Source organism: Salinisphaera sp. RV14 (assembly GCF_052044135.1).
GTDB lineage: Bacteria > Pseudomonadota > Gammaproteobacteria > Nevskiales > Salinisphaeraceae > Salinisphaera.
In genome coordinates, this window is record NZ_JBQDYF010000002.1 from 105,453 (window position 1) to 129,176 (window position 23,724).

At 66.4% G+C, this 23,724-nt stretch carries 18 protein-coding genes and 2 pseudogenes; 14 read left to right on the forward strand and 6 right to left on the reverse strand.

The annotated features are described in order from the left end of the window. Positions 1-136: 136 nt before the first annotated feature. The 5 genes from ACS8Y6_RS03370 to ACS8Y6_RS03390 form a co-directional block, all read right to left on the reverse strand. Positions 137-1,087 carry a hypothetical protein gene (locus ACS8Y6_RS03370; protein WP_440851289.1) on the reverse strand — a complete coding sequence of 317 codons (951 nt, stop codon included), beginning with the start codon at positions 1,085-1,087 and terminating at the stop codon, positions 137-139. Between the two features lie 7 nt (positions 1,088-1,094). Continuing rightward, on the reverse strand, positions 1,095-2,096 hold the full coding sequence (locus ACS8Y6_RS03375) for a diacylglycerol kinase family protein (protein WP_440851288.1): 1,002 nt from the start codon (positions 2,094-2,096) through the stop codon (positions 1,095-1,097). Between the two features lie 78 nt (positions 2,097-2,174). Next, complete coding sequence (locus ACS8Y6_RS03380; RefSeq protein WP_440851287.1) at positions 2,175-2,981, reverse strand: nucleotidyltransferase family protein; 807 nt, start codon at positions 2,979-2,981, stop codon at positions 2,175-2,177. Next, on the reverse strand, positions 2,978-4,126 hold the full coding sequence (locus tag ACS8Y6_RS03385) for an N-acetyltransferase (RefSeq protein ID WP_440851286.1): 1,149 nt from the start codon (positions 4,124-4,126) through the stop codon (positions 2,978-2,980). Before ACS8Y6_RS03385 ends, ACS8Y6_RS03380 begins: the two co-directional genes overlap by 4 nt. A gap of 223 nt (positions 4,127-4,349) precedes the next feature. Continuing rightward, a complete protein-coding gene (locus ACS8Y6_RS03390) occupies positions 4,350-4,565 on the reverse strand; it encodes a hypothetical protein (RefSeq protein WP_440851285.1) in 216 nt (71 codons plus the stop codon). Positions 4,566-4,661: 96 nt separating this feature from the next. Here ACS8Y6_RS03390 and ACS8Y6_RS03395 point away from each other — a divergent pair, with 96 nt between their 5' ends. From ACS8Y6_RS03395 to ACS8Y6_RS03450, 12 genes and pseudogenes are all read left to right on the forward strand, one after another. Beyond that, the gene (locus ACS8Y6_RS03395; protein ID WP_440851284.1) at positions 4,662-6,443 is read left to right on the forward strand and encodes a fatty acyl-AMP ligase; all 1,782 of its coding nucleotides are present in this window, start codon (positions 4,662-4,664) and stop codon (positions 6,441-6,443) included. 6 nt (positions 6,444-6,449) lie between these two features. Then, positions 6,450-7,169, forward strand: a pseudogene (locus ACS8Y6_RS03400) (NAD-dependent epimerase/dehydratase family protein); the annotation flags it as partial. Positions 7,170-7,524: 355 nt separating this feature from the next. After that, on the forward strand, positions 7,525-7,644 hold the full coding sequence (locus ACS8Y6_RS03405; RefSeq protein WP_304572175.1) for a hypothetical protein: 120 nt from the start codon (positions 7,525-7,527) through the stop codon (positions 7,642-7,644). Positions 7,645-7,655: 11 nt separating this feature from the next. Beyond that, positions 7,656-8,834: pseudogene (spt, locus tag ACS8Y6_RS03410) on the forward strand (serine palmitoyltransferase); the annotation flags it as partial. Positions 8,835-8,893: 59 nt separating this feature from the next. Beyond that, entirely contained in the window at positions 8,894-9,667 is a 774-nt protein-coding gene (locus ACS8Y6_RS03415; protein WP_440854967.1) for an SDR family NAD(P)-dependent oxidoreductase, read from the forward strand. A 33-nt stretch (positions 9,668-9,700) separates the two neighbouring features. Beyond that, on the forward strand, positions 9,701-10,462 hold the full coding sequence (locus ACS8Y6_RS03420) for an aspartyl/asparaginyl beta-hydroxylase domain-containing protein (protein ID WP_440851282.1): 762 nt from the start codon (positions 9,701-9,703) through the stop codon (positions 10,460-10,462). Between the two features lie 62 nt (positions 10,463-10,524). Next, positions 10,525-11,463, forward strand: a complete 939-nt coding sequence (locus ACS8Y6_RS03425) for a lysophospholipid acyltransferase family protein (protein WP_440851281.1) — start codon at positions 10,525-10,527, stop codon at positions 11,461-11,463. A 198-nt stretch (positions 11,464-11,661) separates the two neighbouring features. Further along, the gene (locus tag ACS8Y6_RS03430) at positions 11,662-13,956 is read left to right on the forward strand and encodes an ELM1/GtrOC1 family putative glycosyltransferase (protein WP_440854968.1); all 2,295 of its coding nucleotides are present in this window, start codon (positions 11,662-11,664) and stop codon (positions 13,954-13,956) included. Then, positions 13,946-14,983 carry a mitochondrial fission ELM1 family protein gene (locus tag ACS8Y6_RS03435; RefSeq protein WP_440851279.1) on the forward strand — a complete coding sequence of 346 codons (1,038 nt, stop codon included), beginning with the start codon at positions 13,946-13,948 and terminating at the stop codon, positions 14,981-14,983. The genes ACS8Y6_RS03430 and ACS8Y6_RS03435 overlap by 11 nt, the downstream gene beginning before the upstream one ends. A gap of 58 nt (positions 14,984-15,041) precedes the next feature. Next, positions 15,042-15,764: a hypothetical protein gene (locus ACS8Y6_RS03440; protein WP_440851278.1), complete on the forward strand. Its 723-nt coding sequence runs from the start codon at positions 15,042-15,044 to the stop codon at positions 15,762-15,764. Beyond that, positions 15,757-16,773 carry a sulfotransferase family protein gene (locus ACS8Y6_RS03445; protein ID WP_440851277.1) on the forward strand — a complete coding sequence of 339 codons (1,017 nt, stop codon included), beginning with the start codon at positions 15,757-15,759 and terminating at the stop codon, positions 16,771-16,773. The genes ACS8Y6_RS03440 and ACS8Y6_RS03445 overlap by 8 nt, the downstream gene beginning before the upstream one ends. A 497-nt stretch (positions 16,774-17,270) precedes the next feature. Further along, a complete protein-coding gene (locus ACS8Y6_RS03450; RefSeq protein ID WP_440851276.1) occupies positions 17,271-18,983 on the forward strand; it encodes an ABC transporter ATP-binding protein in 1,713 nt (570 codons plus the stop codon). 16 nt (positions 18,984-18,999) lie between these two features. Here ACS8Y6_RS03450 and ACS8Y6_RS03455 read toward each other — a convergent pair whose 3' ends face one another. Continuing rightward, entirely contained in the window at positions 19,000-19,455 is a 456-nt protein-coding gene (locus ACS8Y6_RS03455) for a DUF721 domain-containing protein (protein ID WP_440854969.1), read from the reverse strand. A gap of 197 nt (positions 19,456-19,652) precedes the next feature. Here ACS8Y6_RS03455 and secA point away from each other — a divergent pair, with 197 nt between their 5' ends. After that, positions 19,653-22,463 (forward strand): preprotein translocase subunit SecA, encoded by a 2,811-nt coding sequence (secA, locus tag ACS8Y6_RS03460; protein ID WP_440854970.1) that lies wholly within the window; start codon positions 19,653-19,655, stop codon positions 22,461-22,463. 48 nt (positions 22,464-22,511) lie between these two features. Next, positions 22,512-23,723, forward strand: a complete 1,212-nt coding sequence (gene argJ / locus ACS8Y6_RS03465) for a bifunctional glutamate N-acetyltransferase/amino-acid acetyltransferase ArgJ (protein WP_440849437.1) — start codon at positions 22,512-22,514, stop codon at positions 23,721-23,723. The last annotated feature ends 1 nt before the right edge of the window (position 23,724 follow it).

The window sequence follows — 23,724 nt, forward strand, 5'->3', positions numbered from 1 at the left end:
GTTGGTCGGTGCGGCGCGATCGTTGCGCTTGCGGGAGACTCTAGGCCCGGCTGCCCGGGCGCGGCGGCGAGGGCGTTGTGCTCGCTTTACGCGAGAAAACGGCGACAGGCCGTGATGCGCAGCGGCCCAGTCGGCGTTAGCGCAAAACGCCGTCGCGATACAGCCGCCAGAGTATCGGCCAGGCATAGATGAGCGGGTGGCGCCGCAGCCGCGGGCTGACCTCGATCGCGACCCCGGTGTGTCGCTCCAGTTTCCAGGCGGCGTAGTCGATTGCGTTGTCGAAGGTGAAGCAGGCCTTGGCCAGCCGCAGGACCGAAACCGCGCGTCCCGCCGGCGCCCGCAGCCGCCAGGCGCGAAGGGCGTGCTGGCGCTGGGCGGCGCTTGGCCGCCAGGCAATACGACCGTCCGCGCATTGTTCGGTCTCGAACCCCAGATGGTCGCGTGCCATGAGCAGGCGGCGGGCGTATTCGGGACGATCGTGTTCGGCGATGCGCAAGCCGCGCTCGCCCCCCTCGGTGCGCAACTCGCCGCCGTAACTGAGCGCGAGTGCGGCGCCAAACGCTTGGGCGGGCAGCATGGGGGGTGTCAGTGCCGGCAGGCTCTGGTCGAGCAGGGTGATCACGGCCTGGCCGCAACAGGCGCGCACCGCCTGGCGGATGGCGTCATTGGCGGCGTACACGATGGCCACGGGTTGCGCGAACCGGCCCCACAGACTCGACAACCAGCCGCGGGCGACGCCGTCGCGCAAATCGTCGAGGGTGACCACCGCGTACTTGCAGCGCAGCGTCGCGGCTGCGGTCCCGCACTCCAGGTAATAGACATTCGGCGGCAGCATTCGGTTGGCCGCGGCAGCAGCACGACTGGCGTGTGCCGCGCGGTAGCGATCGACCACCACATAGAAATCGACCAGCCCCGCGGTCGGGTCGCCGCCGCGCAGGCAGGAGCCGTAATACACGATCGCGCGCACGGCTTGTCGATGGCGCCGTCGCACTGCCTCGATCAGCGGCCGGAGCGCGTCGGCCTGCCCGCTTTCGCAGGGGCCGGCTATGGCCTGGAGGGCGGCGGCATCGGCGAGCGGTTGATCCATGGCGCGGTCAAAGACTCAGAAAGGGGACATGGCCGGCCACGGACAAGCGGACCGGGCCGTCGTCGGGGCGACTGCGGTAAAATTCGCCATCGACGATGAATCCGTCGTCGAACGCCAGTCGGAGCTCGTGGCTGTTGTGGCTGACGTAGCCGGCGCCTTCCGCAGCCTTGAAGCCGCGCGACCAGCCACGCGCGACAAAAGGCAGGCGCAGCAGGAAACGCGAGGCATTCTGGCTGATCGTGGTCCAGGCGATCGGGGCCTGTTCGCGGCCCCAGAACGGGTGGAAACTCAAGACCAGCCGATCAAGGGTCGAGGCCACCATCAGCAAGGTGGGATCGTCCACCGTGCGGCCTGCGTCGTCGACCAGGCGAATCCGGGTCGGGGCGAAATGCCGGCGGTCCTGCAGAGCCACCGATTTGAGGAAACGCAGGAACGCCAGGCCCGGGCCGGCCTCGCCCCGAAGGCCTTTGCTATGCAGGTTCTGCTGGGTGTACTGAACGGCGTGGTGCACCGCGCCAACACCGAAAAACATCCCGCATACGGGGGGCTGGCTGTCCGAGGCCTGGATGCGCAGCACGGCGCGATCGGCGATCGTGGCCCGGCTTTGCCGGCCGCCCGAGGCCGCCCAGTCGAGCAGGGGCTGCCAGCCGCGGCGCCGCACATCGACGAAACCCACGTCGCGGGCGGTCATGTTGGTGCTGCCCGTGGGTACGAGGGCGAGTACCGGCAGCGTATCGAAAAGATCGTCGAGCAACACATGGCTGAGCACGCACTGCACGGTGCCGTCGCCGCCGGCCACGGCCAGTGTATCGACGCCGAGCGCGGCCAGCTCGGTAACCGCGCGCGCGATCTCGTCGGGTTGCTTGGCCTCGATGGCGGGGACATCGGTCGGCACCGGATGTCGCCCCCAGCGCCGCCGGTGGCGACCGCTCTGCGAGTTGTAGATGATGCCCAGTCGCCGCGGCGCATGCTGCGGATACGACGCGGACAGACCTTCGGTTTCGGCCATCGGCGGATCGACGTTCAGTAAAAACGCTTAGTCTATCTTAGTTGCCGGCGGGCGCTGGCCGCGGGCGCGGCCGAAGACTCAGTTGCCGGCGCGCAGAATCGCCTCGACCTGGCGCAGGTCGGCGACTGAATCAACGTCGACGGCGGCATTGGGCTCGTCCAGCAGTACCGGCCCGGCCTTCAGGCCGTGGCGTTTCGACAGCCTGTTGAAGGCGGCCTCGAGTGACAGTGCGCGCGCGGCATAGCGCGCCAGCGCGACCCAGCCGAGCATGCCGGCGACGATACGCGCGGGATGCTTGCGTTCGCTCTCGACCCGGCGCCAGCGTTCGACCAGGCGGCGCCCGGCCGGGCGGTATACGGCGAACAGGTTGCAGCCGCAGTAGGCATCCGGGCCCAGCCGGGTCGCGGTGCGCCGGCTGGCGGGATAGGCCGCCCGCACGCGCGCGTAGTCCACCAGGCCGACGCCGAGATCGAGATCGCGATCCGGTCGACACATGGCGGCGACCATGCCGGGAGTGAGTAACGCGTGGTCGGCCGTGGTGATGAGCACCGGGCGTCCGGCGGCAATGGTGTCGAGCGCGGCCATGGCGCTGGCCACGGGGGAGGGCCCGGGCGCGATCCAGCGCGCATCGGCCGCGGCGATCAGCGCGCGCAATGCGGGATTGGCATCGACGATGGCGGTATCCGGGCCGACCACGCGGCATTCGCTGATGTCGTCGCAGCGCGCCAGCGTATCGAGTACGCGGCCCAGCAATGGCCGGCCGGCCACGTCGGCCATTGCCTTGCACCCGGCCCCGGTGGCGCGGGCCACGGGATCGTCGGCGCCGCGGTCGCCAGCGAGGACGATGGCCACCCAGCCGCGGGCATCCGCGTCCGGCCCGGTCACAGTGCCTTCCGGTAGATCCGATAGGTCTTGTAGGCGCTGGCGCCCAGGCGCTCGATGATATCGCGCATGCCCTTGTTGTCCTCGAGAATCCACGACAGCTCACAACCGGTGGCGCCGTGCTTGCGCAGACTGGCCTGCATGGCGGCGATCACGCCGAAGGCCAGGGCGGCACCGAGCGGGCCGTCCTGGTAGGCCTGGCGCACGCCCATCAATGGCACCCGGGAGGTCTGCGGGAACCGCACCTTGAGCCGCCACAGCAGTTTCGCCACCGCGACCGGGGACAGGCGCCCGTCGAGATCGCGCGAGGCCTCGTTGAGGTTGGGCAGGCCGACGATGAAGGCGGCCGGCGTTCCGTTCACCTCGGCGATCTGCACCAGGTCGTCGGCGATCAGCAGTTTGAGCGTATTGCCCATGTCGCGGAATTCGGCCGCCGTGAACGGCACGAACCCCCAGTTGTTGGCCCAGGCGTCGTTGAAGATATCGCGCAGGGTGTCGAGCTCTTCGGTATAGCGCGAGCGGTCGATCGGCCGGATGCGCATGCGGGACTGGTAGCGCGCGAGCAGCCGCTGCATCGCCTTCGGGTGCTCGAAGGCCAGGTCGACCCAGTAGGCGAGCGTGTCCACGGCCTTGCTGTACCCCTCGGCTTCCACGTGGGGCGCGTAGTAGTCGCGACCGTGTCCCATCATCATCATGGGGGGCGTGTCGAAGCCGTCCACGAGCAGGCCGCATTCATCGTTGATGGTCAGATTGAAAGGGCCGTGTACGGCTTCCATGCCACGCTCGGCCAGCCATGCTTCGGCGGTCGCGAGCAGACCGGCGAACACCCGGGGGTCGTCGATCGCCTCCAGCATGCCGAAGTAGCCGACCCGGTCGCCGTGTTCGCGTTCGCGCAACGGATCGATCTGGGCGGTGATGCGGCCGACCGGCCGCCCGTCGATCCACGCCAGCCAGGCCTGCCAGTCCAGGTGCTCGAACGCAGGGTTGTGCTTCGCCGACAGATGCATGCGCCGTTCGATATGCAGTGGCGCGCGCCATTCCCTGCGATCGGCATAGATGGCGTGCGGCAGGCGTATGAAGCGCTTGAGATCGCGGGTCGACGCGATCGGCGTGATGGTGACGGCGGAGGGTTGTTCGCTAACTGCCATGAGTGGGTCCCGGTCGGTCTCGCGCGGGCAATATACGTCAGGATTATGTCCGGCGACCAATGCACGCCCGGTCGCGGCGCGCCGGCCGTGCCGCATTAATGCCGCGGCACTTCTATATTAACGAAAAATTCATGTCAGCTCTGGCAGCATCCGCGCGCAGTCGAGCGGCGTAAACCCCGTTGTCGGTGACCCGGCAGCCCGCGGTGCCCTCGCATCCACCCGCTCACAAGCTCGTCGGCGCTACGTGCCTAGTGCAAAAGCCGCCGATTTGCAGTAAAATTTGAGGATTGATGGCACGTGCAACAATGGTCGATCGGGGGCCGGGCCGTTCAGGCTGCGTGCCGGTGCGGTTCTCGACAATAAATGCGTCGGTTGGAGTGTCTGTCAGCCAGTCTGGCGGCCAGTCGAATTTTGTCGGCGGGCAGTCGGTGGCGGCCATGATGCCGACGTGGGCCGTCCCGTCCCACGCTTGCGATATGACAACGCCACTTACGTTTGGGGTTGCCCCACGTTCGTTCAGAAAACAGGTAAATCGATGATCAAGCCAACGCCCACGGAACAGTGGCTATCGATGCGTCGGGGCGATTTCGCCTCGCTTGGAGACGCGCTCGACTATGCGGGCGAAGGCGAGACGGGTTTCAATTTCTACACCGGTCGCGGTGAATTGTCCGACGTGCTCAGCTATGCCGATCTGCGCCGCCGTGCGCGCGACACGGCGCAGCGACTGATGTCGCTCAATCTGGGCGAGGGCGCGCGTGTCGCGCTCGTTGCGGATACGGTGCCCGGTTTCATGGTGTGTTTCTTCGCTTGCCAGTACGCCGGCTATGTGCCCGTGCCGCTGCCGGTGATCGTGGGCCTGGGCAGTCGAGATGCCTACATCCGCCAGCTGCGTTCTCTGCTTCTGGGGTGTCATGCCGACGTGGCCCTGGCGCCCGAGGCGTTCATGAGTTTTCTCGAGTCCGCTGCCGATGGTATGACGTTGTCGTATCTCGGCAGTTACGACTCCCTGGATACGCTGTCGCCGGCCCAGGCTGAATGGCCGGCACCGGACGCCACGCGGACGGCCTACCTGCAATACACCTCGGGCAGCACGCAGTTTCCGCGCGGGGTGGTGATCTCCCAGGCCCAGGTCATGCAGAATCTGTCCAGTATCCTGGAGCTGGGCGTGCAGATGCGCGCCGACGATCGGCTGGTGTCGTGGCTGCCGTTGTACCACGACATGGGGCTGGTCGGTTTCATGCTGGCCGCGCTGACCTCGCAGCGCTCGGTCGATTATCTGGCGACGCGCGACTTCGCGATGCGTCCGCGTCAGTGGTTGTCGCTGATCAGCCGCAATCGCGGCACGATTTCGTTCAGCCCGTCGTTCGGCTATGAGCTGTGCTCGCGTCGCATCCGGCACAATGCCGACGATTTCGACTTGTCGAGCTGGCGGATTGCCGGTGCCGGCGCGGAAACGATCCGGCCGGACTCGCTGGATCGCTTCGCCGATACGCTGGCACCCGCCAAGTTCGATCGTCGCGCGTTCGTGGCGTGCTATGGCATGGCCGAGTGCTCGCTGGCGATCAGTTTTGCGCCGCTGGACCGGGGATTGGCGGTTGATCATGTCGACGCCGAGGCGTTGGCTGAGTCCGGAGTCGCCGTGCCGGCCTCGTCGGCAAGCGATCAGCGGGCGGCGCGTTTTGTCGAATGCGGCGAAATCCTGCCTGAATACGACTTCGAGATTCGTGGCGACGCCGGTGAGGCGCTCGGTGAGCGCCAGGTCGGCACCGTGCATGTGCGCGGCCCGAGCGTCATGTCCGGCTACTTCGAGCAGCCCGAGGAAAGCGCGCGCGTGCTCTCGGACGACGGCTGGCTCAATACCGGCGACCTGGGTTATCGCATCGGCCGCCGCATCGTGATTACCGGTCGTGCCAAGGATCTGATCATCGTCAATGGCCGCAACATCTGGCCGCAGGATCTCGAGTGGCTGGCCGAATCCCAGCCCGAGCTGCGCCCGGGCGATGCACTGGCCTTCGCGGCGCCGTCCGAGTCCGGCAGCGATGGCGCGGTGCTGGTCATCCAGTGCCGGGTGCGCGATCCGGCGGACCGTGAGGCCTTGATCAAACGGCTGGAAGGACTGATGCGTCGCGAGTGCGGCGTCGAGTGCCTGGTCGAGGCGGTCGAGCCGCATACCCTGCCGCGAACGTCGTCGGGCAAGCTTTCGCGTGCCGGCGCGCGTCGTGACTACATCGAGCGGCTGGCTGAGCGACTCCGGCGTCGACAGGCGGTTTCGCCCGCCGAGGCGGCGGTGGTCGAAAGCGATCGACAGGCCGGCTAGACCCCCGTGGCGGTTGTAGCAGTCACCGGGGCCACCGGCTTTATCGGTCGCGCCACGGTCGGCGCGTTACGCGCCGCCGGGCATCGGGTCCAGGCGCTGGCGCGCTCGCCGGAGGCCGCCGGCGCGGTCCGTGCCATGGGCGCGATCCCGGTGCGCGGCGATCTGTGCAGTCCGGGGCGGTTGGCCGAGTTGGTATACCGCGTCGATGCGCTGGTGCATTGCGCCGGCCAGGTTCGCGGCGTGTCGCATCGGGATTTCGCCGAGGTCAATGTGACCGGTAGTGCCCGCCTGTTTGCGGCCGCGCACCGGGCCGGCTGCCCTGTGCTCGCCTTGTCGTCCCTTGCCGCGCGCGAGCCCGCGCTGTCGCACTACGCGCTGAGCAAGCGCACCATGGAGTGCCTGCTGGCCGAATCCGATGCGCCGGCGCCGGCCTTCGTGCTGCGCCCGCCGGCGGTCTATGGGCCGGGCGATCGTGAGCTGGCCCCGTTGTTCGAGGCCATGGGGCGGGGCTTCGCGCCGATTCCCGGTAATCCGCACGCCCGGGTTTCGCTGATCCACGTGCATGATCTCGCCGCCGCGATCGTGGCCTGGGTCGATGGCGGCGCGCGCGCGAGCGGGATTTTCGAGATTCACGACGGCCACGCCGGCGGCTACAGCTGGGACGAGATCGTGGCCATCGCGGGGCGGCTGCGCGGCGCGCCGATCCGCCGCATGGTATTGCCGCTGAGCGCGCTGCGGGCGACGGCGGCGCTCAACAGTGGTTGGGCGCGCCTTGCGGGGCAGGCGCCCATGTTCACGCCGGGCAAGCTGCGCGAGCTGCGTCATGCCGACTGGGTGGCCGACAATGCCTCGCTGGCCGGCGTCATCGACTGGCAACCGCAACTGGATCTGCCGGCGGGCCTGGCCGCAACCTGCGACTGGGCCGGCGCTTCGCCCGACAACGGATCAAACGATGAGCAACCGCTACGACGAAATCTACGCCCATCTGAACGAATTGCTCGTGCCTTTCGTGCCTGCGGGTACGACGATCGAGCCCCAGACCCGGCTGGTGGACGACCTGGGGCTGGACTCGGTCCAGGTGATGGAAGTCCTGATGGAGCTCGAGGATCGGCTGGACGCCTCGATTCCGATGAACTTCCTGCCGGACGTCGAGACGATGGACGACCTGGTGAAAGCGATGAACGACAGTCTGGCGGCCTGAGTCTGTTCGACAAGTTCGAGCCGATCGCCCGCGTGCGTCGCGACATCGAGGCCTCGGGCATCGATCCCCTGGGTGTGCCGATCGAGCGCGTCATTTCGGCCAGCGAGGGCGTGATCCGCGGGCGTCGCATGATTCTCGCCGGCACCAACAATTATCTCGGCCTGACCTTCGACGACAACTGCGTCGAGGCGGCGGTCGCTGCCGTGCGGTCCCAGGGTACCGGCACCACCGGCTCGCGCATGGCCAATGGTTCCTATGACGGCCATGTTGCGCTTGAAGCGGAGCTCGCCGCGTTCTACGGCATGGGCCACGCGGTCGTGTTCTCCACCGGTTATCAGGCCAATCTCGGCATGCTGGCGGCCCTGGCTGGCCCGCGCGATACCGTGATGCTCGATGCCGATTGCCACGCCAGCATCTACGACGGACTCAAGCTCGGCGGCGCCCGAACGCTGTTGTTCAAGCACAACGACCCGGCCGATCTCGACAAACGGCTGGGGCGGCTCGGCGATGCGGCGGCGCATACGCTGGTGGTGGTCGAGGGTATTTACAGCATGCTCGGCGACATGGCCCCGCTGGCCGAAATCGTCGCGGTGGTCAAAAGGCATGGCGCGGCCATCCTGGTCGACGAGGCCCATTCCATGGGCATCGTGGGCAAGCGCGGGCGCGGCGTGGTGGAGGCCGCCGGTGTGATGGATCAAGTGGATTTCGTGGTCGGCACCTTCAGCAAGAGCCTGGGCGCGGCCGGCGGGTTCTGTGTGAGCCCGCACCCGGAACTCGACATGATTCGTTATGCCAGCCGCCCGTATATCTTTACGGCGTCCCCGGTGCCGTCGGTAATCGCCTCGGTGCGCGCGGCGCTCACGCGCCTGCGCGACGACAACAATCTGCGCGACCGCATCTGGGACAACGCCAATCGCCTGCATCGCGGTTTGTCACGCGCCGGCTTCACGCTCGCGGCACCGCCGGGCCCGGTGGTGGCGGCGGTATTCGAGTCGCGCGCGACCGCGCTCGGCTTCTGGCAGGGTCTGCTGGATCGCGGCGTTTACGTGAACCTGATGCTGCCGCCGGCCACCCCGGCCGGAAAATGCCTGATTCGGGCGAGCCTCAGTGCGGCACACAGCCGTGGGCAGATCGATCATATCGTGGCGGCGTTCAAGGATATCGGCGCGCCGCTGGCCAAGGCGGTGTAAGCGTCCGTGGGCCGCCCCTTCCCGCCGTTTTTCCACGCCGATAGCGGGCGCCGTAGCCCATGAGCCGGCCACGTCCGGCGAGTCCGGAGGTGACGCTGATAACGGGCGCCTCGCAGGGGATTGGCTACGCCCTGGCCCTGGAGTTGGCGAGGCGTGGCGATACGGTCGCCGTTCTCGCGCGTCGCCGGGCCGAACTGGATGAACTGGTCGGACGCATCGCCGCCGAGGGCGGGCGTGCACTGGCGGTGACCGCCGACGTGACCGACCGGGCGGCACTGGCCGCGGCGGCGGATCGGGTACGGGCCGAGTTCGGCCCGATCACGCGTCTGGTTGCCAATGCCGGCGGCGGGTCCTCGACCCAGGTGAGGCACTACGACGCGCAGGCCGTGGAAGATACGGTCCGGCTCAATTTGATGGGCACGGCCAACGCGGTCGGCGTGGTGCTCGACGATATGCTCACCGCCGGGCGCGGGCATCTGGTGGCCATGGGCAGCCTGGCGGCGATGCGCGGATTGCCGACCGCGGCCGCGTACTCGGCGGCCAAGGCGGGCGTGGCGAACTTCATGGAAAGCCTCGCCATTGATCTGCGTCATAGCGGCATCGACGTAACACTGTTAGAACCGGGGTTCGTGGCCAAGCCAGATTCGAAAAAGCGTCGAATGCGCATGCCGTTGTCCATCGCCAGCGCCCGGATGGCAACGGCCATCGTCGCCCGTCGGCGCTACTGGCGCGGCCCGACTGGCCTGGTATTTGCGGCCAATATACTGCGATTGCTACCTTTTTCCGTCTACAGTCGAGTGCTGGCCGGGCGAGGTCGGAGCGCCGATTCTTGAACACGCATTTCGACTACAACAGCGAGGCAACCTATGAGTGCTGATTCGTCCGGTATCGCCGGATTTCGACGCAAGGCCGTCAAGCGTTTCGGCAAGAAGCTGTTCCGCGGCACGCTGATGGATTTTCTTTCCGCCCAGTCCAAAATCCCGGACGAGCCGGTGCTCGACAACGCCTTGTTCCCCTGGGCCGAGGGCGTACGCCTGCAGTGGACGGCCATGCGTGACGAACTGGATCAACTGCTGGAGCGGCGCAACGCGCTGCCCAGCTTCCAGGAAATCAGCCCGGATCAGTCGCGCATCTCCACCGACGATCAGTGGAAGACATTCTGGCTGCATGGGTTCGGTGAGCGCATGGAGTTCGGCCGCAAGCTGTGTCCCGCCACATCGGCCGCACTCGATCAGATTCCCGGTCTGTCGAATGCCTTCTTCTCGATCCTCGGGCCCGGCAAGCATATTCCGCGTCATCGTGGCGTGACCAAGGGGCTGGTCCGCTGCCATATCGGGCTGCGGGTGCCCGATTCGCCCGAGCCATGTCTGATTCAGGTTGAGGACGTAGACTGCCACTGGAAGGAAGGCGGTATGTTCTTTTTCGATGACACCTATCGGCATGAAGTCTGGAACAAGACGGACGGCGAGCGCGCTGTCCTGTTGTTCGATATCGAGCGGCCCATGGGGCTGCCGGGCCGGGCCGTGTCGCGGGCCATGATCGCGGCGCTCAAGCGCACCGCGTATTTTCGTGATGCCATGGCCAACCAGCGGGCATGGGAAGCGCGCTACCGGGCGGCCACAGGCTAGATCGATGGGGAGCACACGTCGATCCGGACGCTAAAGGCAATCGATCGATGAGGGGATGATTCATGGCGCGATTCTATTTTTCGGGCCGGCGTAGTCACGAAGTCGGCACATGGCGACGGCGCTTGATGTGGTGGAGCGAGGCGGCGTTGCTGAAAAGCCTCATCGGCCTGTTGCGCGTACTGCCGTTGAAAGCGGCGTTTGCGTTCGGCGCAGTGCTCGGGGAAGGCTTCGGGCGTCTGTCGCCGCGGGTCGAAAAGGTGCGCCGCAACCTGCGCGTGGTGTTCCCGGAGGCCGGCGGCGAAGAGCTGGATCGGGTCACCCGTGCGTCGTTTGCCAATGTCGGCGTGGCCATGGCCGAGCTGGCCAATCTCGACCGGTTGTGGCGCGATCGCGATGAGCGGATCGAGTTCAATGTGCTGCCCGGCGCCCACGTGCCGCGCCGCGACCGGCCGAGCGTGTTCGTGACGGCGCATTTCGGCCCGTGGCAGCTGACGCCGCTGATCGGGCGTTATTACGACGTCCCGCTCCCGGTGATCTATGCCCCGGAACAGAACCCCTATGTCGATCGCACACTGAATCGCCTGCGCGCGGCCTTTGCCAATCCGCTGGTCTCGCGTGATGGCGGGATGCGCATGTTCATGCGCTCGTTGTCGCGGGGGGAGTCGATCGGCATGACCGTCGACACCCGCCTGGACAGCGGTGAAGAGGTGTCGTTCTTCGGGCAACCGGCGATGACCAACACCGCGCCGGCACGACTGGCGTTGCGCTTTGATTGCGATTTGGTGCCGATACTGGCCGAACGCCTGCCTGGCGGGCGGTTTCGTGTGAACATTCACCCCCCGATCATGCCGAGCCAGCCCGAGGCCAGCCGCGACGACAAGGCGCTGGACATGAGTCGCCAGATCAACGCGCTGTTCGAAAGCAAGATCGCGCGGCAGCCGGACCAGTGGCTCTGTCTCAGGCGGCGCTGGCCGGAGACGGTCGAGCAGCAGCACGCTTAGGCCACGGCCGGATCGGCCGGGCCGTGACAGATACGACAATCGGGTATTGCAGAGGTAGAGCGCGTGGCGATTCGAACCAAACGGGTGGTTGAAACGTTCCTGGCGGGAGATCTGCGGCACGCAGAATCCGTTCAGACCCGCCCTTTATGTCTGAAGCTGCCGCCCAAGCCGGGCGTCACACCCAGCGATAAACCGGCCGTGCGCATTTTTCTTGGCACCGAGGCCGTCCAGTTTCGTGCCGAGCGCGCCTTCGTGTGGTCGGTCGAGCGGGTCCGTGATCCGTCGCGGACCTACGAAATCCATCTGATGAAGGATTTCGCCGGGTTCGAGCGACGGCTCTGGCTGACGGGCTTCACCAACTATCGCTTCATGATCCCGGAGCTGGCCGGCGGTCGTGGGCGCGCGATCTATAACGACGCCGATCAGATCTATCTGCGTGACCCGGCCGACTTGTTCGATCTGGACATGGAGCAGGCGGGCGTGCTGTCGATCAACGACCGCGATACGTCGGTCATGTTGATCGACTGCGCGAAGATGATCGATCTGTGGAATGGCAGCACCGCCCGCAAGATCGGCAATCGCGAGCTGGAAAAACGCATGCGCGAGGCCGGCTTGTGGGGCGATCTGGATAACAGCTGGAATGCGCGCGACGCCGAGTACGTGCCCGGTGAGTCCGGGCTGGTGCACTACACCACCATCCATAGCCAGCCCTGGCGCCCGACGCCGCAGGACTTCGTCTATCGCGCGAACCCGGCCGGCGAGATCTGGTCGAGCATCGAGCGTGAAGCCGATGCCGCCGGTTTCCAGGTGTTCGGCCCGCGTCATCCCACGCCGGATTTCGCCGCGCGGGCGTCGCAGCGGCGCTTCGAGAGTCCCTCCGCGGCGCGCCTGGCCGATTTCAAACGCCTGATCGAGGATGCCGAGGCGGGCTCGATGGCGTACTACGGATACGATCGCCCCGAAACCCTGACCACACTTGGCGATATACCTGCCCGCATGGCGCGGCCGGAAAGCCTGGCCGACGGCGCGGCGCGTGAGCCGGTCGATGTCGTGGCCGCCGATGGGCTTGCGCAGCTCCCGGATCCGGACGTGGCGTGGGTGCTGGATTCGTTGTTCGCGCAGGCGCGTCGTGCGGTGATTGTTGCCGTGGCCCTGGATGATAGCGCGCAGCGCGCCACCCCGGCTGATCCGCTCTGGTGGTATCAGCAGCTCGAGGCGGCCGGCCGGCGTGCCCCGACCCGGCATTGGCGCCTGGTCGTACGCAAGCCGCGCCTCGCGCGTGCGCCGAAGGTGTGGCGCTGGTCCGGCGGGGCGCTGCTGTCGACCACGCCACGGGTATGGGCGCTGCTGCACTACAAGACAGGGCATCGCAGTCAGACACTGGGCCTGGCCGAAGCGCTGGGCTGGCGCGTCGAGCGCAAGGAAATCGTGCGGACGCCGCTGCGTCACGGCCTGGCGATGGCGCGCGACGCGGTTGGTCTGGGTGGCCCGGGGTGGCCGGGCGACCTGAAGGCCCCGTGGCCGGACGTGATCGTGGCATCGGGTTGGTTGCCGGCGGTGGCAGCCCGCGCCGTGCGCAAGCGCAGTCGGGCTGCCTCGCGGCTGGTTCTCATGGGCCGCCGCGGCGGCCGTGTCGGCGAAACCCAGGATATCGCGGTGGTCTGCCGTCATTTCCGCGTGCCGCCCAGTCCGCGTCAAATTGAAACGATCCTGCCGCCGAACAAGGTGGCCGCGAACCAACTCGCGCCGGCGCGCGAGCGCTGGCCCGACCTGTTTCCCGCCGATCGTACGCCCCGGGTGGTCTGGCTGGTCGGCGGCGATAACGCGCAGCATGCGCTGGATGCCACCACGGCGGGCGCACTCGCCGCACGGATTCAGTCGCAGACGGCCGCGGCCGGCGGGGCGTTGGCGGTGCTGACCAGTCGTCGCACCCGGGGCGAAGCGGCCGAGGCGATACGCGCCCGGCTGGACGAGACGGCGCAGTTTCTGCCCTGGCAGCCCGCGGGCGAGGATGAGAATCCCTATATCGGGTATCTGGCCGCGGCCGATATCCTGGTTGTGACCGGCGAGTCGGAATCGATGATTGCCGAGGCCGTGGCCACCGGCAAACCGGTCTATATCGCACCACTGCCCGATGCCCGGCCGAATCTACGGCGGCGTGTGGCGGACTGGGTTGTGCGCCAGGCCGAGCGCGATCGGTTCAATGCGCGCGGTTCGCGCCGGCCCCAGGAAGGGTTGCAGTACGCCTGCGCGCGTCTTGTCGATCGGCGCGTGTTTCTGCCGCGGCGTGATATGGCGGCCTTGCACGAATCGTTGGTGGCCCATGGCGTGGCGCGCATGCTTGATCAAGCGCTGGAGTGCTGGCGTCCGTCGGCCTGGCACGAGACCCAATGGCTCGCCCAGCGTATTCGCGCCATGTTGCGACTTCCGGATGCTGCCGGCCAAGCGGTCGATGTCGAGGCCGAGCCGATTGCGGCCGTCCATGCCAGCTAGCGGGCACGCCACCGAGCTGCCACGGGTCTGGGTGCTGCTCGGCGAGGGCGCCGGCGGGAACGCCCAGATGATCGCGCTGGCCGAGGCGCTCGGCTGGCCCTACGAGACACGCCAGTTGTCGTGGAACCGGCTCAATCATTTGCCCAACCCGATCATCGGCGCCCGGGCCTGTACGCTTGATCGGGCCGCCGATACGCTGGCCGCACCATGGCCGGATCTGGTCATCGCGGCTTCGCGCCGCTCGGCGCCGATCGCGCGCTGGATCAAGAAACAATCGGGCGGGCGGACGAAACTCGTGCATCTGCTGCATACGCAGATGCCATTGCATCATTTCGACCTGGTGGTCACGCTGGCCCAGTTCCGTGTGCCGGATGCGCCCAACGTGCAGCGCAACACGCTGCCGCTCAACGTGGTGGCACCCGAGCGTCAGGCCGAGGCTGCCGATCGCTGGCAGGGCCGGCTGGCCGCGTTGCCGCGCCCTTGGATCGCGGTGCTGGTCGGCGGCAACAGCTCAAGCTACAGGCTGGATGCCGCCACCGCGGCGCGCCTTGGCCGGCAAGCCGATGCCGCGGCGCGCGAGGCGGGGGGCAGTCTGCTGGTCACGACCAGCCGGCGAACCCCGGCCGCGGCGGCCGAGGCCCTGGTGGCGGCGATTGACGTGCCGGCCGAAATCTATCGCTGGCAATCGCGCGATGCCGATAATCCATACGGCGCGTTCCTCGCGCTGGCGGATCGCTTCATCGTCACCGGCGACAGCGCCTCGCTGCCGGCCGAGGCCGCGGCCACCGGTCGGCCCGTGCGTTTGTTCGAATGGCCTGCGAAAAAACAAGTCAGGCGTGGATCCGGCACGCTCGCACGCTGGCATCAACGGCTGGTGTATTGGGGCTGGGTGAAGCCTCGCCGCGATTTCGGCGCCTTTCATGCGACGCTGAGGGAGGCCGGTCTGGTCGATAACCCGACCCCGGCCGCCGTGCCGGACGACATGGCGGCTACCGTGGCTCGCATCCGGGCGCTGTTCGCGAATTGAACGCATCTGGACGTGGCCTTATTCTTTCTTCCCCCTGACGCGAATTGGCGTGTAAGTGATGCAATATCTCGACTTCGAACGACTGTCCCGGATCGAAACCAGCGAGTTCCGGAACGCGTATCCCTATCCCTGGCTCAATCCGGCGGCACTGTTGACCGACGCGGCCTACGACAAGCTGTACGAGACCCTGCCGACGGTCGACCAGATGGTTCCCAGCTTCGGCGTGAAACGCTCGCACGGGCAGAAGCCCCATGATCGCTACGCGCTGGAATACGACGAAAGCCTGAATATCGACCCGGCCTGGCATCAGTTCGTCGCGGAACTGAAGAGCGAGGCATATCATGCGTTTATCAAGCGCATGTTCGGTCGCGGCCGTTTTAAGCTCAATTTCCACTGGCACTATGCCCCGACGGGCAGTTCCGTGTCGCCGCATTGCGATGCCACGCGCAAGCTGGGCTCGCATATTTTCTATTTCAGCCCGCCGAGTGTCTGGAAACCGGAATGGGGCGGCGATACCGTCATTCTCGATGACCACGGGCGCTTCAGCCGCAAGTCGGCGCCGGATTTTTCGGATTTCGACCAGGCGTTCGCCGGCGAGAGCATCGGCAACTACAGCCTGCTGTTCCAGCGCCAGGAACGCTCCTGGCACGGGGTGCGCGAGATCACTTGCCCCGAGGGCATGTATCGCAAGGTATTCATCGTGGTGATCAATGATCGTCTGCGCGCCGGCATCCGGCGGCTGAAGGGGCGCCTGGCCGGGGAAGCGCGTCGGGATGTCTGAGCCGGTACAACGCGGTGACGGCACCGGCGCGGCAGCGCCGCCGCCCGATCCGCAGCGCTCCACCGTCGTCGTGGTACTGGGCGCCGGTCGGAGCGGGACCAGCGCGATCACGCGCGGCCTGGCCGCGCTCGGCGTCGATCTCGGCGATAAGCTGCGCGCGGGCAGCGGCAAGAATCCGACTGGTTTTTTCGAAGACCTGGACTGTCTGGCGATTGCCAAGAAGCTCAAGCAGCGGCTCGGTATTCGCGGCCACAGCCTGCGCCTCATCGATGAGGCCGAATGGCACGAGCCCGGGCTGCAATCGCTCGTCGCCGAGGCGGCCGGACTGTGGCGGCCGCGCTTCGGCGCCACGCCGCTCTGGGGCTATAAATACGCGCGAACCCTGCGCACGCTGCCCTTCTGGGCGCAGGTGCACGACGCACTCGATCTGGACGTGCGCTATCTCGTCGCGCTGCGCAACCCGCTGTCGGTGGCGCGGTCGCGCGCCCGGATCAACCCGCAGCGCGGTCGCCAGGTCTGGTCCGACCTGGAGTGGCTGGTCAACGTCGTTCCGTATTTCGCGACCGTCATGGAGCGGCCGTGCGCGGTGGTTGACTTCGACCGGATGATGGCCGCGCCGCAGGCCCAGCTCGCCCGGGTTGCCCGCGATCTGGGATTGCCGACGGGCGCGGCCGAGCGTGCCGGCGTGGAAGAGTACGCCACCCGGTTTCTGCAGCAGGACAAGCCCAGCACGCGTTTCACGCGCGACGACCTGTGGGCCGACCCGCAAGTCAACCGCTGGACCGCCGAGGGCTACACCTTGCTGAACAAGGTGGCGAACGACGAACTGCGCCTCGACGATGCCGAGTTCGTCGATCGATGGTCGCAGGTGCGTGCCGCGGTGGCCGACCTGGGCCCGCTGTTGTCCGAATTCGATTACCTGCGTGGCCAACTCGTGCGCGCGGGTTGGAATCCGGCGAGCCCGGTTCAGCAGGCACGACAGGTCTGGCGGGATCTGCGGAGTCGTTAGGTGCCCGGTTCCGCCAGCAAGTCGTTGGGCGGAAAAGGAGTGGCGCCGGATTACCATGCCGCTCGCGCGTGAAAAGCGAACGGATTTCGTCCATTCAACGCCTCGCGTTTTGCCTGGAACCGTAAGCAGTCGGGCGCGACGACGGCGGGCGAGACCGTCCGCGGTCGGCCGTGCCCCGCTGGCGCCCCGTGTTTCGCTTGCCGCCGGATTTTTCGTTGATCAGCTCCGGGCGCGTTCAACATGGACGGCAGCTGGCTTACTTTTTGGCCCCAGACGCCATGCGTATTGCCATTGCTGGGTTTCCGGCGAACGAAGTCTCCTGTAGTCGATATGCCGGCGCTCCGAGGCGCTGGCGTTTTCGGCATTGCCGCGGCGGTTCAATGCAGGCCATGTCTTCCGGGTTAAACTATGCGGTAATTGCAAGGAACAAGTGACGGATACTGTGATAGAGCAATTTGTATGTATAATACAGATATTATGTTGGTAGGCTTAACCTTGTGCGAATAATCAAAGACCTTTTCAAACGCTACCCGGGACAGTGCCTGATCGTTTGGGTCTGTCTGGTGGTGTCGAGCATTGCTGAAGGTCTGAGCCTGTCGACCCTGCTGCCGGTGCTGACGATTGCCACCGGCAACTCGTCGCACATGGTGAACGGCAAGACTCAGGATTTTCTCAGCCAGGGACTCCACTGGCTGTCCATCAACCCTACCGTTGCGGCCATGATCGCCATCGTGCTGGTGGGTCTGTTGTTCAAGGCCGCCCTCACCCTCCTGGCCTATCGGCAGGTCGGCTATACCGTGGCTGCGATCGCTACCGAGGGGCGGTTGAAGTTTCTGCGCGCGCTATCGTCCTCGCGCTGGGAATACTTTCTCAGCCAGCGTACCGGTCGACTGTCGAACACGATTTCGACCGAGGCCTCGAACAGTGCCGACGCCTTTCAGAGCATGGCCAATCTGGTCTCACTCGCCTCGCAATCGGCCGTGTTCCTGTTGGTTGCGCTGCTGATCAACTGGAAGGTTGCTGTGCTGGCCATGCTCATTGGCGCGGCTATCTTCGGTCTGCTCAAGATCATGGTTTCCATATCGCGCGATGCCGGCGCGCGCCAGACGAATTCGTTCCAGCAACTGATGGCATTGTTGACCGATTCTCTGGCCTCGCTCAAGCCGTTGAAGTCGATGGCGAGAGAAGGCCAGATCGATCGCATGCTGGAGCGCCAGACGCGTGATCTGAACAGCGCCCTGCGGACACGGGTCATGGCCCAGGAGGCGCTCAAGGCACTTCAGGAATTGCTGATCGGGGCGGTCCTGGTCACCGGCGTCGGGGCCTCGCTGCTGATCTGGAAGTTGCAGCTGTCCGAGATCATGGTGCTCACCATTGTGCTCGCGCGCATGCTGACGCGTTTGAGCAAGGTGCAGCAGGAATACCAGAAGATGGCATCGCGTGAGGCGTTTTACTGGGCCATGTACGAGCAGATCGAAAATGCCCAGGCGGCCCGGGAGATGCCGTTCGGCAGCCGTCAGCCGAGCCTGGAGCAGGGCATCACGCTGGAGGACGTGGGTTTCGGCTACCAGGGCAAGCAGGTTCTCAGCGAGATCAATCTGCAGATCCCGGCCGGCGAGTTCACCACCCTGATCGGATTTTCCGGTGCCGGCAAGACCACGCTGGTCGATTTGATCATCGGGCTGTTGCGTTCCGGCGAGGGCCGGATTCTGATCGATGGGGTGCCGATCGACGAGATCGACATCCAGGCCTGGCGTTCGATGATCGGGTATGTGCCGCAGGACACGATTCTGTTGCACGATACGATTTACAGCAATGTGGTGGTCGGCGACGAGAGCCTGTCCGAGGAGGCCGCCATCGAAGCACTCAAGCGCGCCGGTGCCTGGCGCTTCATCAGCGCTCTGGCCGACGGTATTCACACCAATGTCGGCGAGCACGGCGGGCGGTTGTCGGGCGGTCAGCGTCAACGCGTGGTCATTGCCCGTGCGCTGGTGCATCAGCCCCGCCTGCTCATACTCGACGAGGCAACCAGCGCGCTCGATCCGGAAACCGAGGCGGCGGTGAGCGCCACGCTGGCGGATTTGGGCAAGGATTACACGGTCCTGGCGGTGTCCCACCGCACGGCATTGACCGAACGTTCGAACCGGGTGTACCGCCTGGATCAGGGGACGGCGCGTCTGGATACGGTGCCGGCTCGCGCCAGCGCCTGACAGCGCGCGGGCGGTTTCAGCCCGGCGGCTCGCTGCGCCCGGCCGCCGCCAGTCGCCGCAAGGCCTCGGCCAGCGCGTGGTCGTCGATATAGGCCGCGGTCTGTTTCAGGTGTCTCTGCGTTTCGGTCGACAGATAACGCGCGCGCTGTACGGGCCGGAAGGGCCCGAGATTGACCGGACGCACCTTGATGCGGATTCCGTTCACCTGCAGTTGCATGCGCTGAGCGAGCGCGCGTGCGAGCTGTTGTTCCATGTAGCGAAGACGCGTCGCCCAGGCGGCGCTGGCGACATGTAGCCGCAGGTGATGGCTCTCGTAGGCCGCTACTTGTATGTGCGGCGCGGCCGCTTCGGGCAGGATCTCGAGCAGCGCGGCGCGAATGCGCGCCAGAAAACGTGCCCGCCCGAGAATATCGGCCACGTCCGGGGCGGCGATGTGCAGCAGGGACTGGATTGATTGCGGAGCCGACCCCATGTCCTGATGTTGTAATGAGCGCTGAGCGCCAATCGTAGCAGTTCGGATCGGCCGAGGCGGGCGGCGTGGCGTCGTTCCGCGGGGCACGACCGTGCGGCGAGTGCCGCGGGTGTCTTAAAGCGATGCACCGGCTGCGTTATCATCCGTCTTTTGCCGACAATCCGTCGGCCGCCGGCCGGGCCAGACCACGAGGGTTCATGAGCAATTTTCTGACCAAACTGATCGGCAGTCGCAACCAGCGCGTCGTCAAGCGCATGCGCAAGGTCGTCGACGCCATCAATGCCCGTGAGGCCGACTTCGAGGGCGTGTCGGACGAGCAGCTGGCGGCCAAGACCGAGGCGTTCCGCCAACGGCTGGCAGACGGCGCGAGCCTTGACGACCTGCTGGAGGACGCGTTCGCCGTGGTGCGCGAGGCCGCCAAGCGTGTGCTTGGCATGCGTCATTTCGACGTGCAGTTGGTCGGCGGTCAAGTATTGCACCAGGGCAAGATCGCGGAGATGAAGACCGGCGAGGGCAAGACGCTGGTCGCCACGCTGACCACTTACCTGAACGCGCTCGAGGGCAAGGGCGTGCACATCATCACGGTCAACGACTATCTGGCCTCGCGCGACGCGGAGTGGATGGGCCGGCTGTATCGCTTCCTCGGCTTGAGCGTCGGCGTGATCTATTCGGGCCAGGACACCGAATCCAAGCGGGACGCCTACGCCTGCGACATCACCTACGGCACGAATAACGAATTCGGCTTCGATTACCTGCGCGACAACATGGCCTTCACGCCGGAGGACCGGGTTCAGCGCAAGCTCAATTACTGCATCATCGACGAGGTCGACTCGATCCTGATCGACGAAGCGCGCACGCCGTTGATCATTTCCGGCCCGACCGACGACGACCCGGAAACTTCCCAGCGCGTCGACAAACTGGTCAAGCATCTCACCGAGCAGGAAGAAGAGGATGGCCCCGGCGACTATGCCAAGGAAGAGAAGAACAAGCAGGTTCATCTCACCGAGGAGGGCCACCAGAAGGTCGAGAACCTGATGCGCGAAGCCGGCCTGCTGGCCGAGGACGAGTCGCTCTACGACGCCAACAACGTCGCCCTGATGCATCACATGAATGCGGCCCTTCGGGCGCACGCGCTGTATACCAAGAACATCGAATACATCGTCGCCGACGATGAAGTGGTCATCGTCGATGAGTTTACCGGGCGGACCATGCCCGGCCGGCGCTGGTCGGACGGCCTGCACCAGGCGATCGAGGCCAAGGAAGGTGTGCCGATCCAGAAGGAGAACCAGACCCTCGCCTCGATCACCTTCCAGAATTTCTTCCGGTTGTACGACAAGCTCGCCGGCATGACCGGCACGGCCGACACCGAGGCGTTCGAATTCCAGTCGATCTACGATCTGGAAGTGGTGGTCATTCCGACCAACCGCCCGCTGCAGCGCAAGGATCGCCCGGACCAGATCTACATGACCGGGCGCGAGAAGTTCGAAGCGATCGCCGACGAGGCCCAGCGTGCCAGCCAGGGCGGCCAGCCGGTATTGATGGGCACGGCCTCGATCGATGCCTCGGAAGTGCTCTCGCAATTGCTCAGGCAGCGCGGCATTCGGCACGAGGTATTGAACGCCAAACAGCACGAGCGCGAGGCCGAGATCATCGCCCAGGCCGGGCGCCCGGGCGCGGTGACCATCGCCACCAACATGGCCGGCCGGGGTACCGATATCGTGCTCGGCGGCAATATCGAGGAAGCCATCGAAGCCCTCGATGAAGACGACGAGGCCGGCCGCCAGCGTCTGCGCGACGAATGGCAGAAAACGCACGACGCGGTGATCGAGGCGGGCGGCCTGTACGTCATCGGCTCCGAGCGGCACGAATCGCGGCGCGTCGACAACCAGCTGCGCGGCCGCTCCGGCCGTCAGGGCGATCCGGGTGCGTCGCGCTTCTATCTGTCGCTGGAAGACAGCCTGATGCGCATCTTCACGCCGCCGCGGCTGCGCTCCATGCTGCAGAACCTCGGGCTCGAAGAGGGCGAGGCGATCGAGCACAAGTGGGTGACGCGGGCGATCGAGAACGCACAGCAGAAAGTCGAGCGTCATCACTTCGATATCCGCAAGCAGCTGCTGGAATACGACAACGTGGCCAACGACCAGCGCCAGGTCGTCTACGAGCAGCGCAACGAGATCATGGACGCCGAGGACATCTCGGACCTGGTCGAGAATATCTGGGCGGATGTGGTCGACGAGGCGATCTCGGAATACATTCCACCGGCCAGCCTCGAGGAGCAATGGGACATCGAGGGTCTCGAACACGCCGTGACGCGTGATTTCGGCGCGGAACTGCCGATCCAGAAATGGCTCGACGAGGACGATCATCTCGACGAGGAAGGCCTGCGTGAGCGCGTCAGCGAGCGCCTCAAGGTGGCCTACGAAGAAAAGCGCGAGGCCGCGGGCGCGGAGAACATGGCCCAGATCGAAAAGGCTGTGGTGCTCCAGGTGCTCGATTCGCTCTGGCGCGAACATCTGGCCGCGATGGACTACCTGCGCAAGGGCATCCATCTGCGCGGTTATGCCCAGAAGGACCCGAAGAACGAGTACAAGCGCGAAGCGTTCGAGATGTTCAACAACATGCTCACGCGCTTGAAGCACGAGGTCGTGACGGTGCTTGCGCGCGGCCGCGTCGACAGCCAGATTACCGAGGAAGCGCGCGAGGACCGGCGGCGTCAGATGGCGGACCTGCAGTTCCAGCACGAAGAGGCCGCGTCGGCCGCCGAGCAGGCCGTCGCCCAGGCGCAGGCCGCGGGCAGCGCGGCGCCGCCAGACATCGAGCGCGAGCCCGCAGCCCGGGCCAACCTGCCGGGTTCCGGCCAACCGGCTGGCGCCGGCCCGGCGGCGGGCGAGGACGAGCCATTGCGGCCGGATACCTTCGTTCGCGACGGTCGCAAGATCGGCCGTAACGAAGCCTGCCCGTGTGGCTCCGGCAAGAAATACAAGCACTGTCATGGCCGCGATGTATGACGCCACGCCCTGTTTTTTCGCGCCACTGTTGACCCGCGAGCGCTGACCATGGCTGTGAATCTCTCCGAGCCCGGGGCGCTGGCCCCGATTACCGGCGTGCGCTGGGCGACCGCGGACGCTGCCATCAAAAAGCCGGGCGGGGACGACCTGGCGCTGCTCGTGCTCGACGAGGGCGCGACCGTGGCCGGCGTGTTCACGCGGAATGTGTTCGCGGCCGCTCCCGTGGTGCTGGCCCGTCGGCACATGGCCACCACGGCGCCGCGCGCGCTGCTGATCAACAGCGGTAACGCCAATGCCGGCACCGGGCGTCCCGGCGAGGCCGACGCGCTGGCCTGCTGCCAGCGCGTGGCGGATTCGCTGGGCGTGGCGGCCGAGCAGGTATTGCCGTTCTCGACCGGCGTGATCGGGCAGAGACTGCCGATGTCGCGCATCGAGCCGCTGATTACCGGCCTCGCCGAGGCGTCCACCGAAGATGGCTGGCGCTCAGCCGCGCGCGCGATCATGACCACGGACACCGTGCCCAAGGGGGCGAGCCGGCAGCGGGTGCTCGACGGTGGCACCGTGACCCTGACCGGTATCGCCAAGGGCTCCGGCATGATCCGGCCGGACATGGCCACCATGCTGGCGTTTGTCGCCACCGATGCGGCGGTGCCCGCGGCCGATCTTGACGCCGCCCTGCGCGAAGCCGTGGGGGTATCGTTCAACAGCATCACGGTCGACGGCGATACCTCGACCAATGACGCGGCCATGCTGTGCGCGACGGGCGCCGGGGTCGCGATCGATCGTCGCCGGCCGGGCTGGGCTGCCTTCGTCGAGGCGCTGCGCGACCTCATGACCGAACTGGCCTGTGCCATCGTGCGCGATGCCGAGGGCGCCACGCGCTTCATCACGCTCGCAGTCGATGGCGCGAACAGCGTGGACGAAGCGCGCGCCGTGGCGTTCACGGTCGCGCATTCGCCGTTGTTCAAGACGGCCGCATTCGCCGGCGATCCCAATTGGGGCCGTATTCTGGCGGCCGTGGGGCGGGCGCCGGTCGCGGATCTGGCCATCGACGGTGTGGCGATCGCGCTGGACGACGTGGCCATCGTGGCCGGCGGCCAGCCGCTGCCCGACTATCGCGAAGCCGATGCCGCCGAGGTGATGAGCCGGGCCGAGTTCACGGTACACATCGGGCTCGGGCGGGGCGATGCTGCGGCCACGGTGTGGACGTCGGATCTGTCGTACGACTACGTTCGCATCAACGCCGAGTATCGAAGCTGAG